Origin of the sequence: Micromonospora sp. NPDC047134, from assembly GCF_040643455.1 — a bacterium.
Lineage (GTDB): Bacteria > Actinomycetota > Actinomycetes > Mycobacteriales > Micromonosporaceae > Micromonospora.
Window position 1 is genome coordinate 185,901 of sequence record NZ_JBEYUI010000006.1, and the last position, 15,386, is coordinate 201,286.

At 73.4% G+C, this 15,386-nt stretch carries 16 protein-coding genes; 3 read left to right on the top strand and 13 right to left on the bottom strand.

Features of this window, described 5'->3' with window-relative positions; translation table 11 throughout:
* The first annotated feature begins 92 nt into the window (after positions 1 to 92).
* Entirely contained in the window at positions 93 to 905 is an 813-nt protein-coding gene (locus ABZ795_RS11025) for a BTAD domain-containing putative transcriptional regulator (RefSeq protein ID WP_357530181.1), read from the top strand.
* A 15-nt stretch (positions 906 to 920) separates the two neighbouring features.
* On the opposite strand, the gene ABZ795_RS11030 is transcribed toward ABZ795_RS11025, so the two are convergent.
* From ABZ795_RS11030 to ABZ795_RS11070, 9 genes are read right to left on the bottom strand one after another with little or no spacing between them, the layout of a single operon-like run.
* Positions 921 to 1,988 (bottom strand): hypothetical protein, encoded by a 1,068-nt coding sequence (locus ABZ795_RS11030; RefSeq protein WP_357530182.1) that lies wholly within the window; start codon positions 1,986 to 1,988, stop codon positions 921 to 923.
* The gene (locus ABZ795_RS11035; protein ID WP_357530183.1) at positions 1,975 to 2,553 is read right to left on the bottom strand and encodes a phage tail protein; all 579 of its coding nucleotides are present in this window, start codon (positions 2,551 to 2,553) and stop codon (positions 1,975 to 1,977) included. The genes ABZ795_RS11030 and ABZ795_RS11035 overlap by 14 nt, the downstream gene beginning before the upstream one ends.
* Positions 2,554 to 2,585: 32 nt before the next feature.
* The gene (locus tag ABZ795_RS11040; protein ID WP_357530184.1) at positions 2,586 to 4,535 is read right to left on the bottom strand and encodes a putative baseplate assembly protein; all 1,950 of its coding nucleotides are present in this window, start codon (positions 4,533 to 4,535) and stop codon (positions 2,586 to 2,588) included.
* The gene (locus ABZ795_RS11045) at positions 4,535 to 4,957 is read right to left on the bottom strand and encodes a GPW/gp25 family protein (RefSeq protein ID WP_327026482.1); all 423 of its coding nucleotides are present in this window, start codon (positions 4,955 to 4,957) and stop codon (positions 4,535 to 4,537) included. The genes ABZ795_RS11040 and ABZ795_RS11045 overlap by 1 nt, the downstream gene beginning before the upstream one ends.
* 5 nt (positions 4,958 to 4,962) lie before the next feature.
* On the bottom strand, positions 4,963 to 5,307 hold the full coding sequence (locus tag ABZ795_RS11050; RefSeq protein WP_357530185.1) for a PAAR domain-containing protein: 345 nt from the start codon (positions 5,305 to 5,307) through the stop codon (positions 4,963 to 4,965).
* Positions 5,308 to 5,343: 36 nt separating this feature from the next.
* Positions 5,344 to 7,161, bottom strand: coding sequence for a VgrG-related protein (locus ABZ795_RS11055; protein WP_357530186.1), 1,818 nt, complete (start codon positions 7,159 to 7,161; stop codon positions 5,344 to 5,346).
* A 5-nt stretch (positions 7,162 to 7,166) separates the two neighbouring features.
* Positions 7,167 to 7,934 (bottom strand): peptidase M23, encoded by a 768-nt coding sequence (locus ABZ795_RS11060; protein WP_357530187.1) that lies wholly within the window; start codon positions 7,932 to 7,934, stop codon positions 7,167 to 7,169.
* Between the two features lie 41 nt (positions 7,935 to 7,975).
* Positions 7,976 to 8,404, bottom strand: a complete 429-nt coding sequence (locus tag ABZ795_RS11065) for a phage tail protein (RefSeq protein ID WP_327026486.1) — start codon at positions 8,402 to 8,404, stop codon at positions 7,976 to 7,978.
* Entirely contained in the window at positions 8,401 to 8,640 is a 240-nt protein-coding gene (locus ABZ795_RS11070; RefSeq protein ID WP_327026487.1) for a hypothetical protein, read from the bottom strand. Before ABZ795_RS11070 ends, ABZ795_RS11065 begins: the two co-directional genes overlap by 4 nt.
* Positions 8,641 to 10,525: 1,885 nt before the next feature.
* Here ABZ795_RS11070 and ABZ795_RS11075 point away from each other — a divergent pair.
* A complete protein-coding gene (locus tag ABZ795_RS11075) occupies positions 10,526 to 10,681 on the top strand; it encodes a hypothetical protein (protein ID WP_327026488.1) in 156 nt (51 codons plus the stop codon).
* 581 nt (positions 10,682 to 11,262) lie between these two features.
* On the opposite strand, the gene ABZ795_RS11080 is transcribed toward ABZ795_RS11075, so the two are convergent.
* The 4 genes from ABZ795_RS11080 to ABZ795_RS11095 all read right to left on the bottom strand — a co-directional run bounded on the left by ABZ795_RS11080 (position 11,263) and on the right by ABZ795_RS11095 (position 14,040).
* Complete coding sequence (locus ABZ795_RS11080; protein ID WP_327026489.1) at positions 11,263 to 11,421, bottom strand: DUF6760 family protein; 159 nt, start codon at positions 11,419 to 11,421, stop codon at positions 11,263 to 11,265.
* Positions 11,418 to 11,888, bottom strand: a complete 471-nt coding sequence (locus tag ABZ795_RS11085) for a hypothetical protein (protein ID WP_327026490.1) — start codon at positions 11,886 to 11,888, stop codon at positions 11,418 to 11,420. Before ABZ795_RS11085 ends, ABZ795_RS11080 begins: the two co-directional genes overlap by 4 nt.
* A 110-nt stretch (positions 11,889 to 11,998) precedes the next feature.
* Positions 11,999 to 12,442, bottom strand: coding sequence for a phage tail protein (locus ABZ795_RS11090; protein ID WP_203869023.1), 444 nt, complete (start codon positions 12,440 to 12,442; stop codon positions 11,999 to 12,001).
* A 59-nt stretch (positions 12,443 to 12,501) separates the two neighbouring features.
* Positions 12,502 to 14,040, bottom strand: a complete 1,539-nt coding sequence (locus ABZ795_RS11095; protein ID WP_357530188.1) for a phage tail sheath subtilisin-like domain-containing protein — start codon at positions 14,038 to 14,040, stop codon at positions 12,502 to 12,504.
* A 242-nt stretch (positions 14,041 to 14,282) separates the two neighbouring features.
* On the opposite strand from ABZ795_RS11095, the gene ABZ795_RS11100 reads away from it, so the two are divergent.
* On the top strand, positions 14,283 to 15,257 hold the full coding sequence (locus ABZ795_RS11100; RefSeq protein WP_357530189.1) for an alpha/beta hydrolase: 975 nt from the start codon (positions 14,283 to 14,285) through the stop codon (positions 15,255 to 15,257).
* The last annotated feature ends 129 nt before the right edge of the window (positions 15,258 to 15,386 follow it).

Here is a 15,386-nt window from a genome sequence, read left to right on the forward strand (position 1 = left end):
GCTCACGTCAACTAGCCGATGTCCGTGGCGGTCCGCTGAGACAGGCTGGGTCTACGCGAGAGCGACCGACGCCAGGACGGAGGATTCCGAGGATGGGGTATTCAATCCACCAGACGATCCGGAGCCGGGCGGCCGAACGGCCGGAGGTCGGGCCGCTGTCCGGGTACCCCGGTCCGTCGCTAGTGGTGCGCTGTTTCGGCGGGTTCCAGTTGACGATCCCCGGGCGGCAGTTGGACTGGACGAGGGTACGGCCGAAGGCCCGGGCCCTGCTGCGCTTTCTGGCCGCCCACGGGGGGAGGCCGGTGCACCGCGAGGTCATCCTGTCCGCGCTCTGGCCGGAGCTACCGGTGCGGTCCGGCATCCGCAGTCTGCACGTCGGGGTCTCCACGCTTCGGGCCTTCCTCGAACCCGGCGTGCGGCGCGGTGAGTCCACCTTCCTCCGGCGTGACGGCGAGTCCTACTGGCTGGCGCTGCCACCCGCGGCGCTCTGCGACGTACGTTCCTTCGAGGAGGCGGTCGCGGCCTGGCGCCGGAGGGTCGGTACGGGGCAGCGGTCCGCCGAGGCGGCTGCCCTGCGGGCGGCCCTCGCCCAGTACGCGGGCGACCTGCTGCCGGAGGACGGACCGGCCGAGTGGGTGGTGGCCGAACGCGACCGTTACCGCACGTCGGCGGCGGAGGCGGCGGCGACCCTCGCCGCGCTCGAACTGGAGGCGGGGCACCTAGCGACGGCGGTCGCGGCGGCACGGCGCGGACTGGAGATCGACGGATTCCGTGACGACGCCTGGCGGGTGCTGGCCGAGGCGCACCAGCGTGCCGGCGATGCGGCGGCGGCCGCGCGGACCCGCAGCGCGTACGGCCAGGTGTTGCGGACGCTCGGGGTGTCCGGACCGGCCTGGGCGGCGTGAGAACCGCCCTCATCGTCAGGAGGACCGGCGGAATATCTCCACCTCGGCGATCGCGGTACGACGGTCGGCGGCAGCGCCGTAGCTGTGGCGGACGGTCAACCGGATCCGCATCACGTCCGGGAAGACCCGGCGGAAGGTCTGCGGACCTGCCTGGTCGGCAAGCCGCAACGTGGTGGTCTCCGACCCGCCCTGACCGTTCCAGACGGTCAGTTCCAGCTCCGCCGGTCGGGCCTGTCGAAGGAACACGTCGCGCTGGGCCGACACACCGGAATGGATGATCAGGTCGAGCAGCCGGAACGGCGTGTTGAAGGTCAGTTCCACGTACTCGCCGCTGCCCGGGCCGTTTGCCGCCGGTGCCCAGTAACTGTTGCTGAGTCCGTCCACGACCAACTCCGCGGGGTGGCTCCGCGCCTGGCTCGAACCCCGCACCGACACCGGACTCACCGGTTCCGGATCGGCGATCCGGTCACGTACCGCGTCGCTGGCCCGGGTGCCGAGCTGGACCACGCCGTAGCCGAGACCGGCCAGCAGGGCGGAGATGAGCAGCAGGGTGCCGATCCGGTGGACCACCCCCCAGCCGCCCGAGCGGGGCCGGACCAACCACCGCACCCCACGGATCAGGGCCCGCCAGAGCCGACGCCACCACGAGACCGAGGCCGCCGGTCCGGGCCGGACGGAGTCGAGGGCCGCACCGCACCGCCGGCAGAACCTCCGGCCCCGTGGGTTACCGGTCGCGCAGACCGGGCAGACGACATCGCCGGAACCCTCGTCCGGTTCGGGCGGACGTTGTCGCACCACGGGTCGGCGGGCCTGCGGCCGAGCCGGCTGGACCGCCTCCACGACCGAGCCGGCCAGCCGGTCCGGCGCGCTCCCGGTCTCCGGTGCGGTTCCCGGGTCCGCCGTGATTCCCGGGTCCGTCGTGGTTCCCGTGTCCGCCGTGGTTCTCGCGTCCGTCGCCGGAGGCGGCGTGCCCCCCGCCTGAGGTGGCGCATTCCCGGCCTGTTCCCATTCCAGGAATGATCCGCAGACCGCGCAGAACGCGCCGCCGGGTTCGGCCGGCGCGCACCGGTCACAGCGTTCCATCGTCATCACCCCCGGCCACCGGGCCGTCCTCGATGACCACCCGGACGTCGCACGGTACGTGCGCGGGCCGGTTGGCCTCCACCAGAGCCCGCAGCCGGGCCAGCGGAACCAGGTCGGGGTCGGCCACCCGCACGGTCACCGTCAGGGCGCACACCGGCGAACCCGGCAACGGCCCGCCCGGAGTCGAGGACCAGACCGTACCGCCGTTCTCGGTCACCTCCGGCAGCACCCCGAAGACCGTCCGTACCTGCTCGGCCAGGCCCCGAGCCGTGCCGCGTACCCGGTGCAGCGCCACCGCGCTGTCGACCGCCTCGCGACGCTGCCGCAGCGTCCACCCCGGCGCCGTCTCGGCCGCCACCCAGCCGGCGAGCCAGTCGACGAAGTCGGCCGGAGCCAGTTGGGGATCCAGATAGGCGGCGAGGTTGTCCAGCGTCGAGTGCACCGGGGCCAGCACCTCGTCGAAGGCGGCGAGCAGTCGTCCGGCCAGCTCGTCGCTGCCGTAGATCGCCGGCAGTCGGCTGCCGAACGGATGTGGTGTGCCGAGGCCCGGCACCGCGCCACGCATCGCCACGCTCCTCTCTCCGGCCGGGGCCGGTCTCAGCGTTCCTCCACCCGGACCTGGTGCTCGTAGGAGAAGACCAACGCGTGCCGGTCGAGGGCCACCCGGGAGGTCGCCGTACCACGCCGGCCGGTGACCGGGTCGGCGGTGAAGAGCAGCACCTCCTCCACCAACGCGACGCCGGGCAGATGCTGGAGCACTCCGAAGAGTTCGCCGGACTGCACCGGCCGGCCGAACGGCCAGCCCGACCCGTCCGGCCCGCCACGCAGCGGGTTGAGATAGCCGTAGAGCGCGTCGAGCGCGGCGGTCCGGAGCCGCTCGCCGGCCGTCCCGGGCCGGGCGGTCAACCGGGCCGCCACGGTGACGCCCTGGTAGAACGGTGGCTCCACGGCCAGGCGTACCCCGATGGGTCGGCGGGCGTCCAGATGCTCGGCGACGGTCGCCAGCATGTCGTCGGGCGGGATCAACTGCTCGAAGCGCAGTCGGTCACCCGCGTCCGCGACCGCCTCGGGCACGACGAGGACGCGTACCCCGCCGGCTTCGGCGCCGTCCCCGGCGGCCAGGCAGCGGATCCGGGCCGCAGCCGGCATCGCCTGTCCGGCGATCAGCTCGTAGTCGCGCGCGGTGACCGCCCGGTCCTGGGCCCGCAGCTGCACCGGACCCCGCTGTCGGGCGCTCTGCACCGACTCGCCGTCCACCCCACCGGCGGCGGCCTCCCGGTTCTCCACCCGGCTCACGTACGGCACCGAGCTGCGCAGCATCGAGATCGCGCCCCGGGCCACGTTGCCGCGTCGCCCGCCGCCGGTGCGGTACCGGCGGACCCGCAACCGGGCGCCGTTGCGTGGCACCGCGCCGTACCGGCGGAGGGTTCCGTCGGGTTCGCGGACGGCCGGGCCGAAGGCCACCTCGCCGGTGGTCCGGTCCACCGTCACGCACCGTTCGTCCGGACCGGTGCCGCCGAAGGCGTCCACCTCGACCCACTCCTGCCAGCCGGTGCCGTCGGAGACCTCGACCACGAACGGCTTGTCGTCCGGAATCACCGGCGGACGGAGCACCCGGAAGCGTTGCCCCGGCACCCCCTCGGACTCGCCTAGGGACTCGCCGACCACGGTCTCGGCGTGCACCCCGGCGACCGTGCCGCCGATGGTGAAGGCCGAGGCGGCCCGGATCGTCGGCGACGCCGAGTAGAACGGCTGGCCGGGCTCGGCCGCTACCAGCCGGCACCGCAGCCAGCCGGCCCGCTGGCCGCCGACCGTGGAGGTGGTGTGTCCGGCCGGCACGTGCAGCACCACATCGCCGGGCCGGTTGAGCCCGCCCGTGGAGTCGCTGTCCACCTCGCACTCCACCCAGCCGGCACCGTCCCACGCCTCCCAGCGCAGCGGCGGCTGCCGGGGGTCTACACCGATGCCCTGGACCCGGCTCTCCAGGCGCAGTACCACCGCGCAGGACGGGACCGCCGAGTCCAGGCCGAGCAGCAGGGCGTCGCCGACTGCGGGCGGGTCGGCGAAACAGGAGACGTCCCGGCCGTCCCACACCTGGTCGGTACGGTCGGCCGCCGGCCCGTCCGCGGGGTGTACCCGCAGGTGGACCAGCTCGCACGGCACGATCGCCAGGTCGGCGGCGGTAGTGAAGACGATGGCCTCCTCCGTCTCGGTACGGACCGTGCTGGCCTCGGTACCGGCCCGCAGCAGCACCGCCTCGGCCTGCGGGGCGGCGAGCCAGAAGGTCAGGTCGGCCCGGGCGGCGGTCGGCGGGAAGAGCCGGACGCCGATCAGATCCAGGAAGGCCAGGTAGTTCTTCTCCGGCACCCGGTTCAACCGGTACAGCAGCTCGTCCGTCATCTGGGCGAACGCCTCGATCAGGGTGACGCCCGGGTCGGAGACGTTGTGGTCCGTCCACTCCGGACAGCGCTGCTGGATGAATCGCTTGGCGTCGTCGACCAGGTGCTGGAAGCGACGGTCGTCGAGGTTCGGCGCGGGCAGGGCCATCAGTTCCTCGCCTCCGTCTCGGGCCCGTCGTGCGACGGGATCACGTAGAACGGGAAAACCAGGTTGCGGGGATCGTTGGTGCCCCGCACCAGGTACCGGATGTCGATGTAGAGGGTGCCCGCCTGCACCTCGTCGAAGCCCACGAGCACGTCGGTGACCTCGATCCGGGGCTCCCAACGGTCCAGCGCGGCCCGCACCTCGAAGGCGATCTGCCCGGCGGTGTTCTCGTCCGCCGGAGCGAAGACGTAGTCGTGCACCCCGCAGCCGAACTCGGGACGCATCGGCCGCTCGCCGGGGGCGGTACCGAGGATCAGCCGGATCGCCTCGATGATCTCCCGCTCCCGGTTGACCAGGGCGATGCCGCCGCCGGCGTCCAACCGGAGCGGGAACGCCCAACCTGCGCCGATGAACTGCTCCGCCACCTCGCTCAGCCCCCGATGAGAACGCTGGCGGCGCCGGTCAGGATCGTCGCCGAGCAGGTGGTCCGGTCCCCCATCCGGGCGGCGGGGAAGCCACCGATCAGCACCTGTCCGCGTACCGACGGCGGGCCGGGCAGCACGACGTTGCCCGGCCCGAGGGCCAGGTGCGGCGGCGGCACCGGACAGGTGCACAGCGTGCCGACCACCGCGGCCGGCAGGCCGCCGATCAGCACGCTGGAGACGCCGAGCGTGGGTCCGGCGGTCGGCACCGGCGCGCCGGCGCCGGGCGGACCGACGGTACCGGTGGGCGCGCCGTGGCCGATCCGGTCCCCGATCCGGGCTGCTGGTGGCATCGCGTCTCTCCTTGCTCTGGCGCTGGGGCGGTGGTCTCAGTTGATCCGTACGATCCGGCCGCTGACGGCGACGCTGGCCCCGGTGAGTTTCAGTTCGCCGGCTCCGGCGTCCACCGACACGCCCCGGCCCTTGACCGAGACCGGTCCGCCCGACTCGACCGACACCCCCCGGCTCCCCTCGACGGTGACCTCCGTCTTGGCCTCGATCACCACGCTGCCGTCGCTGCGGACCACCACCGAGGTACCGGCCCGGTCCAGGTGCAGCAGCAGGTTGTCGGTGCCGCTGTGGGTGCGTATCCGCACCCCCTGCGGGGTGTTGGCGGTGGGCCCGTCGAGCAGTTCCACCCAGTTGCCGGTGCTCCGGCGGCCGGCGGCCCGGCCCTGGCGGGAGGCGAACGAGAGCCGGTTCACCGCCCCGCTCGTCGGGTCGACCAGCGGTACGTCGTGCGGCGAGGGCTGGTCGACGCCGTTGTAAAGCCCACCGACCACGTACGGCCGGTCGAGCAGTCCCTGTTCGAACCCGACCAGCACCTCATCGCCGACCTCGGGGCAGTAGACCCCGCCACCGCCGACCCCGCCGAGTTGCACCGTGCGGACCCAGTCGGTCTCGTACTTGTCGTTCAGCCACGGGAACCGCAGCTTGACCCAGCCCCGGTCCCGGCGTTCCGGGTGGTTGCGGTCCATCGCGGCGTTGACGTCGGTGACCACACCGATGGCCAGTCCCGGCATCCGGGCCGACCGGGCCGGGGACCGGTCGCCGCCGGCCAGCCCGGACAGCGACCGGTCCCGGCCGCCGCTTACCGTCAGCCAGGTCTGGTAGAACCGCGCCGGGCCGAAGACGTGCCGGCTGGTGGTCACGGTGTACTTTCCGGCGAACGGCTGCCCCACCCCGGTCAGCGCGAACGGCACCCCGGCCCGCAGCCGCGGGTTGCCCCGGACGGTCACCTCGAGTTCGGCGAGGCCGGCCGCCACCCGGGCGGCCAGGGCGCGGGACACCGTACCGACCTCGGCCAGGGTTTCGTACGGCACGTCGGCGACCAGCATCTCCGCCGTACCGAACCGGGCCGCCACCTCCCCGGCGGTCACCGGGAGGCTCAGCTCGTCGCTGTCGCGTACCGGGCTGCGCCCGATCACCGGCTGGCGGGTCCGGCGATCCCAGCCCCGCACCTCCACGTCGGTGAACTGGCCGACCGAGGTGACGGTGGCGCGCATGGTGAGTACGTTCCCGTCCACCTCCGCGACGAAGTCACTGCGCTCGGCGGTCGTCTGCGGGCCCGGGGCGGAGGCGGCGCGGACGGGTCGACGGAACTCGAACTCGCCGTCGACCACCGCCACCTCGGCGTCGTTGTCGGCCGCCAGCATGGTGAGGAACTCCCAGTCGCTGACGTTCGGTTGCGACACCACCTCGTAGACCACGGTGGTGGGATCGATCCGGCCGATCGGCAGACCGGCGGACCGGGCCAGGTCCCGGGCGATGTCGGAGGCCTTCTGGTTGCGGTAGCTGGCGACCCGTCGACCGCGCATCAGCCGGTGCGACAGATCCATGGCCCGGATGGTGGTGTAGGTGCCGGTGCCGTCGAACTCCGTCTCGACGGTCACCACCTCCCCGGTGAACAGCGCCGTCTCGCCGGTGCCATCCCCGGTGCGCACCGCCACGGTCAGCTTGCGGCCGATCTCGATCCCGGTCTTCTCCAGCAGCAGGGATCCCGGGTCGCGGTAGCGCAGGGTCGCCGCCGCCGGTACCCCGGAGCCGTCGTCGACGGATCCGTACACCAAGTCGTCCGCCCACGGATCGGGAAGCTCGTCCACCGGCAGGCCGACCTTGAGCAGATTGGTGAGGTTCCCCTCGGACACGCGATCTACCTACCTTCGCCAGCGAGGGCGACCGTCCCGGCCGGCGTGCCCAGGTCGCGGGACGGCACGGGCCGGAACTCGTCGGCGGCGGGCAGCAGCAGCTCGGTGCCGGGGCGGAGCCGGGTCGGGTCGTCGAGGTCGTTCGCCTCCGCGATGACCCGCCACACCGTCGGGTCGCCGTACTCCCGGTGGGCGAGCAGCGGCAGCGAGTCGCCGTCGACCACCCGGTGCATTCGTCGGGCGGAGCGACCGCCGGAGGTGGGGTTCTGGCCGGGCTTGCTGCCGCTGATCTCGGTCAGGGTCAGGTCGCAGGTCGCCCGCAGCGGGGTACCGGAGCTGTTGAACAGGGTGTACGTCGCGGTGACCTGGCTGACGTACGAGTAGAACGAGACGGTCTGGAACTGGCCCCAGGTGAACTTCACCCACGGTGGCGACGGCGCCTTGGCCGCGATGCTGGCCATGGTCGGCGTGCAGCAGGACAGCAGGGTCTCGACCCGTTGCTGCACGGTACGGCCGTGTGTGTCGGTCACGTCGAGGAACACCGTCAGGGAGAGGGTGCGCGGCTCCGAGCCGCTGAACTCCGCAATCCCGACCTGCTCCGCGCCGCGGACCACGTGCGGGATCCAGGCCGCCGACTTGGTCAGGGTCAACTGGTTCGGGTTGAACATGAAGACGATCGGGCCGTCGAGCCGGCCGCCGGGCCGGTTGCCGCCGCCCTGTGGCGGCTGGTAACGCTGGAGGAACGCGGAGACCTTGCCGGTCGGTCTGGTCATGACGCCACCGCCGTACCGGTCCGGCACCCTGGGCGTGGCACCTAGCCCACCTCCAGGAAACCGTTGTACGCGAGTTCGATGCTCTCCGTCGCCGCCTCGGAGCGACTGGGCCCGAAGGACGGGCCGGTCCAGCGCACGAGTACGACGTCGGCCAGGCCCCACTGCACCAGCAGGGCCCGGTCGGGCCGCAGTGCCGCGATCTGGGCGGTGCCCCGGGTGATTCCCTGAGGCAGGGTGGAGAGCAGGCGGGCCACCTTGGCCGTGTCCGGAATCAGCGGCCGGGTGAGGGTGACGTTGGTGTAGCGCACCCGGGACGGCAGTTGCCAGACGAAGCCGTTGTTTCCGCCCTCCTGGTGCTGCTCCACCTCGACCTCGCAGCCGAGCCCGTCGCACGAGTTCCAGTCGCCGAGGTCGATCCCGTCGATGCGGAGTCGGAAGTGGACACTGGTGCCCGGATCGGTACCGGTCATCGGGCACCGTCCAACCATCGGCCGGTACGCTCCCGGCCCAGCCGGAGTTCGGCCCGCAGCAGCCGGGAGATCGGTTCGACGAGGCGGTGGGCCAGTTCGTCCAGCGCCCGGCGGTCCAGATGGTGGAACCGTTCGGCGCTCTCCCGCTCCTCACGTCCCGGGCCCGAGGAGCCGCGCGGGCGACCGCCCGTGGGGTCCGAACCCGCCGTCGTACCGGTGCTGCCGGTGCTCCTCACCCGGCCGGCGGTCGGTGGGTCGGCCGTAGCCGACCGCTTCTGAACAGCCGGTCCGGACCGGGGCGGCGTCGGCGTCGGAGTGCTGCCGGCGGTGCAGGCGTGCGAGGCCCGCTGCACCGGCAACGCGGCGTCAGCCGTTCGGAAGGAGGCCGCACTCCGAGGAGCTGTTCCGACTCCGGCCCCGGCGGCACCGCCCGCCGCCGGCCGGACTCCGGCAGCCGGAACCGGACCGGGCGTCGACGGCGACGGCACGGCGACGGCGGACGCCGGTCGCGGACCGGCGACCTGCCGGCGGAGTGGTCGCGTGGGCGTCGGCCGAGGGAGCAGGGCCGGGGTGGTCCGGGTCTGGACGCCGGAGGAAACTGCTGCGGGACCCGTCATGGCGGGGACCTCCCTGCTGGTTGGCGGAGTCCGGCCGGTCGTCGTGGCGGTGCCGGCCGACGGGTCCGACCCGACGCCGGAGGGGCGGCTCCAGCGGATCGGCACCGCCCGTCCGGCCGGGCCGGCGGGCAGCGTCGTCACGGAGGCCGCGCGGTGTCCCGGCGGGGTCGCGGTGGTGCGACGCAGGATCGGCAGCCCGGGCCGTCCGCCGAGCAACGGAACCAGGTCCGGCCGCCCGCCGGCCGGTCCGCTCCCGGCGGCACCCCGGGCCGGGGCCGCTCGACCTGCCCGCCTCGCGGTCGGCCCGGCATCCGCCGCCGGCGCGGTGGTGACCGAGGCCGGTGAGGTGCTGTGCGGAGGCGGTAGGGCAAGGTCCGGACGCGGCGGGGCGGTGACCGACGCCGGCAGGGTGAGGTCCGGACGCGGCGGGTCGGTGATCGGAGCCGAGGACTGCGGTCGGAGGGCCGGCACCCGGGTGCGGGATTGCCCGGCGGACCCCTCGGGGTGCGGCCGTTCGACCGGCAGCCGGGAATGCGGTTCGCCGGACCGTTGCACCGACCGGGCCGCTCGGCCCGCAGCGTCGGCCCCGGCCGGGACCGCGCCGCCACTCGGGGCAGCACCCCCACTCCGGGCCGCGCCGCCACTCCGGGCCGGGCCGTCTCTCCTGGTCGGGCGCGGCTCCGGCGGCGTGCGCGGCGTCGACGGACCGGACGAGCCGGGTGCGGCGGCGGAAGGGGCGGCCGGGTTGGCGGAAGGTCGGGGCAGGTCGGTCGGGGCGGAGCCGGCCGGCGGTCGGGACCTGGTCACGAGTCGGGGCCGGACCTCCGGGTCGAGCGGGGCCCCGAGGCCGACTGGCGGTCCAGACGGCGGGCCTGGCCGGTGGACCGGTGGACCGCTCGGACCCGCTGGAACGCCCCGAGACGGTCCGTCGCCGGAGCCGGAGAGGCCTGCCCCGGCGGTCGGGCCAGGAGCGGTCGGGCTGGGGCGTGGCGTCGCAGCGTCGGGGCCGGACGGGCCGAGTCGGACCAGCGGGATCGGGCTGTTAGCGGGGACGGTGGGAGCAGCGGGCACCGCAGAGGTGCCGGGACGGTCGTGCGGCGCGGTCCCGCTCCGCCCAGATGCGCCGGACGGACCGGCAGGTCGACCTCGGTCCGGCTCAGCTGCTCCGGCCGTACGCCGTGCCGATGGGGTGCGGTGGCCGTCCACACTCGACCGTTGCAGCGGAGTCCCGGTGCTGGCGTCCGCACCGGACCTTCCGGCACCGGACTCCGGAGGCGTCGACCGGGGCAGGGGCGAAGCCGGCCGGAGCACCGTGGCCGGAGCGGACGGGTCGGGCGCCGGCAACACGATGGGTTCACCGAGACCGAGGCGGGGCCCCGAGGCACCGGTGCGGCGGACCCCTGACATCGGCGCGTCCGGTGCCTCGGACGCCGGGCCACGCCCGGTCGGCGCCGCGACGACCGGAGGCGGGGTGGCCGCGCCGGGCCCGAGCGGGGAGGGATCCGTGGCGGCGGAGACCGGGGCGACCGGCGCCGGGGTGCTCCGCGACGGCCTGGGGGAAGGCGCCGAGGCGGCGGCGCCGGAACTGGCGGCGTTGCCGGGGGAACCGCCGGGATCCGCACCGGTCCGGGCGGCGGGGGCCGGTGGCCGGGCGGACTGACCGGTGCGGTCGGGCAGGGTGCTGGGAAGTCGTCGAGGCGCGGCGGCGACCCGGGCGACCGTCAAGGGCGTACCGGTCCGGCGAGCCGGGGACGGGCGTACCGGCGTCGCTTTCGCGGGGGGCGGGGTCGTGGCGGAACGGGTCGGCGGCGCACCTGCGGCCTCGGTCGCCGGAGAGGTGTCGGGTCCAGGCGGTTCAGCGAGGGTCGGGGAGGGTGGGCCACTGTCGGGTCGACGCAGTACCGGTAGGACCCACCGGGGCGGTGCCGCCGACGCCGGTGCCGGTGGGAGCGGACGGAGCAGGTCGTGCGCCAACCCGCTGGGGGCGTCGGGGCTGACCAGGTGCGCCGGTGGGCTCCGGAAGGCGGGGTTCTGCCAGGTGGCCAGCCGGTTGCGGAACCCGACCGGGTCGCTGAGCGACACCTCGGCGCCGCCGACCAGACCGGTCATCGGCGGCACGTCCCGCCAGCCCGGATCGGCGATGCCCCGGGTCGGTCCGGGGGCCGGAACCGGGGCCGGGGCCGCGGTGGTTCGGGCTCGCTCCCCCCGCCGCCGGAACAGGTCTCGTAGGCCCATGGTCGGTCACCGCCCCTCGTTGACGCGGTTGTTGATGGCGGCGATCTCCTTGACGTAGCGCCGTCGCTCGTCGTGACGCAGGTCGAGGATCTCGTCCCGGGACCAGTGGAAGTGGTAGGCGACGTACGCGACCTCCTCGTAGAGCCGGTCGGCCGCGTACGTCACGATTCCCCCGGGCGACCACCGGCGAGGTCCACCTCGAAGCCCGAGGCGCAGTGCGGGCAGGTGACCGCCGCGCGACTGTGTCCCTCCGCGTTGATCCGCCGGTAGAAGTCCTGCAGGAAGGCCAGGTCCGAGGCGAACAACTGCTCCACCTGCTCGGCCCGTACATCGGTGATCGTGCCCAGCCGGGTGATGACCATGCTGAGCAGCACCACCGACAGGTACGCGGGATTGTCCTTGACCCTCAGGTCGACCAGCGGGGAGAGTTCGTCCCGGGCGGTGGCCAGCCGCATGCTGCCGTCCCGGTGCACGGTTCCCGTCTCGTCGACGTACCCCCGGGGCAGTTCGAAGGAGAACTCGGTCTGCAGCCGGGGCGGGGCGGACGGGGTGGTGGGAACGGCCGCCGGGGCCAGGTCCTCGCCGTCCGGCGGCTCGTCCAGGGCGGTGCGCGAAACGGTACGTCGCCTCATCGACCTCGCGGCGTGCCACCCCGGCCGTCCGGGCCGGATGGCAACGCCGCTGCCTCCCTTCACAGGATCGGTGCAGATGCACGGGGGAAGGTCACGGATCGCCGTGGACCTCAGGAACTGGTGATCCCCTCGAAGACGATCGTGATCTTCTCGGTGGCCGGGGAGGTGTCGCCGGCCCGCAGGCTGGGCCCCTCCCACCGGCTGACCCAGGCGTTGGTCAGGTCCCACCGGCGCTGCTCCGCGTTCTCCGCGTCCACGATGATCACGCTGATGTTCTGCCGGGCCGTGTTGATCGCGCCCTTCTCATAGGTGTCCTTGATCCATTCGGTGAAGGCGCTGCTCTTGTCCAGGCCGCGGGTGATGGTCACCTCGCCGCCCTTCCGGGCCCCCGGGATCTTGCGGATGATGTACTCCCCGGTCGGGGTGACCTGGGTGACCTCGATCGCGTCGAGTTCCACGGTGAGGCCGCTGACCTCCTGGACCGATTCGACCCGTGCCTTGCCCAGTTCCACCTGGAACCGGTGGGTAACGAAGGTGTCGCCCGTCTCCGCCATCGCTGGCTACCGTCCTTTCCTAGCCGTCACATCGAGGTCTGTGGTGCGTACGCGTCGGGTCATTCGGAGACGAGGCTGGTGCTGTCGGAGTACTGCGACATCCGGAAGACGACGAACTCGGCGGGCCGCACCGGGGAGACGCCGACCTCGCAGACCACCCGGCCGAGATTCACCGACTCCGGCGGGTTGGTCTCCCGGTCGCACTTGACGTAGAACGCCTCGCTGGCCGTGCTGCCGAACAGCGCCCCGGCACGCCACTCCTCGGTGAGGAAGGCGGCGATGTTGCGCCGGATCGTCCCCCAGAGCCGCTCGTCGTTCGGCTCGAAGACCGCCCACTGGGTGCCGAGCAGGATCGACTCCTCGATGTAGTTGAACAGCCGGCGCACGTTGATGTAGCGCCAGGCGGGGTCCGAGGAGAGGGTCCGGGCACCCCACACCCGGATGCCGCGACCGGCGAAGGTGCGGATGCAGTTCACCCCGACCGGGTTGAGCAGATCCTGCTCGCCCTTCGTCACCGTGTTCTGCACCTCGATCACGCCGCGCAGCACGTCGTTCGCCGGGGCCTTGTGGACCCCGCGTTCCGCGTCGGTCCGCGACCACAGGCCGGCGACGTGTCCGCTCGGCGGCAGGAACCGGTGCTGCCCGCTGGCCGGGTCGAACACCTTGATCCAGGGGTAGTAGAGGGCGGCGAACCGGGAGTCGTACCCCGCCTCGTCCTGTCGCCAGGTCAGCACCTGCCGGGCGGTCAGCTCCGGCGGCGGGTCGAGGACCGCCATCCGGTCGCCCATCTGCTCGCAGTGCGAGATGACCCCCAGTTGCACCGCCTTGACGTCGTCGAGGCTGATCCGGCCCTGCTGGTACGCGCACATCAGGTCGGGCACCGCGACCATGGTGATCTCGTCGACCGCCTCCAGCCCGCCGAAGCCGGTCCGGGCGTCCGCGTCACCCACGTAGTCGTCGGCGGAGATCCGGGCGGGCAGGCCGGCCTCCTCGGTCGGCACCGGCGGTACGCTCACCGACTGCTTCGAGGGCCGGGCCAGCGAACTCGCCGGTGCCGCCTCCTCGACCGCGATCAGCTTGGACCGTTCCCGTACCTGGTTGACCACGTACGCCTTGGTGTTGCGCTTAGCGGAGACGTCGAACGCCTCCCGTTCCGTGCCGCCCTGCCGGACGACCAGCCGGAACCGGTCCTCCGGCACGGACTCCCCCTCGACGTCGGCCACCTCCACGGTGAGCTCACCGGCGTCACCGGAGCCGGGCAGGGCGGTGACGGTGAAGGTGCCGAGCGCCACCGGCGGCCCGACGGCCGGACGGCCCGTCCCGGTCGTCGCCTCCGCGGCACCGACCCGCACCACGTAGCAGAGGCCGCCACCGTTGGCGAAGTAGCCGTACACCGCGTGCGCGAGATAGGCGTCGTCGACCGCCCCGCCGAAGGTCTGGACGAACTGGCTCCAGTTGGTCACCAGGGTCGGGGTGTGGAACGGTCCCCTGGCGGCGAAGCCCACGAAGGCGGCGACGGCGGTGCCCACACCCTCGATCGGGCGCGAGCCGCTCGGCACCTCCTCCACGTACACCCCGGGTGACAGGTACGACGGCATGACACGCTCCCTCGGGCACGACGGCTATCCGTGAGGAGAAGTCTGGTCACGCTCGGCACCGGCGACCATGACTCGACGGGCGGGCGGCGGGGAAGCGGCCACTACCCGAAGGGGCAGTCCGTCCGGAGTGCCGTCAGATGGCGGATGTCTCTCCGGACGGGGGCCGGAGAGGCTCCGCGTACCCGGGGTACACCTCGGAATGTCTCCGCCGCGTGCGCGGCCCGGATTTCCGGAGTGCTCGGATGCCCATCCCCAGGCGAGACGATCCCGCCGGGATCGTGCTGGAACCCGCCGCCCGCCAGTTCGCCGAGGCGACCGCGCGACCGCCGTACCTGCACGAGCTCGGGCCGGATCGGGGCCGGCAGATCCTGGAGGACCTCCAGTCCGGGAATCTGCCCAGGCCGGAGGCCGACCTGGACGAGCGGGTGGTGCCCTGTGGACCCGGCGGTGGGATCGTGGTGCGGGTGGTCCGGCCCTCCGGTGCCATCGGCCGGCTGCCGGTGATCCTCTATCTGCACGGCACCGGCTGGGTGCTCGGCAGTCGCCGCACCCACGACCGGCTGGTCCGGGAACTGGCCGCCGGAACCGGGGCCGCGGTCGTCTTCCCGTACTACAGCCTGGCGCCGGAGGCGTGCTACCCGGTGGCGGTCGAGGAGTGTCACGCCGTGCTGCGCTGGCTCGCCGACCCGGGCGCGACCGACCTGGACGGTGAGCGGATCGCCGTGGCCGGCGACTCGGTGGGCGGCACCCTGGCGACGGCGGTGACGTTGCTGGCGAAGCGACGCGGTACGCCGAGACCGGCCGGGCAGGTGCTGTTCTACCCGGTCACCGACGCCCGCTTCGACACCGGGTCGTACCGGATGTTCGCCGAGGGCTTCCACCTGCGCCGGGACACGATGCGCTGGTTCTGGGACCAGTACGCGCCGGACGAGGCGTCCCGGGCCGAGATGGCCGCCTCGCCGCTGCGGGCGACTCCGGAACATCTCGCCGGGCTGCCGCCGGCGCTGGTCATCACGGCCGAGGCCGACGTGCTGCGGGACGAGGGCGAGGCGTACGCCCACCGGCTGCGGTCGGCCGGCGTCCAGGTCTCGGCGACCCGCTACCAGGGCATCATCCACGACTTCGTGATGCTCGACGCGTTGCGCAGCACCGAGGCGGCCGAGGCGGCCATCAACCAGGCGGTCACCTTTCTCAAGCGGGCGCTGCGGCTGGCCTGACGGCCTGCTGCCCAGAGTTGTGCGGGTCCGGCCGGTGCCCACCCGCACCGCCGACGGTTCCCGATGCGTCCCGGGCGCCCTACCCGGGAAGGTGCCCTCGCGGCCCCCGCGAACTGCCCGGCGGACCGC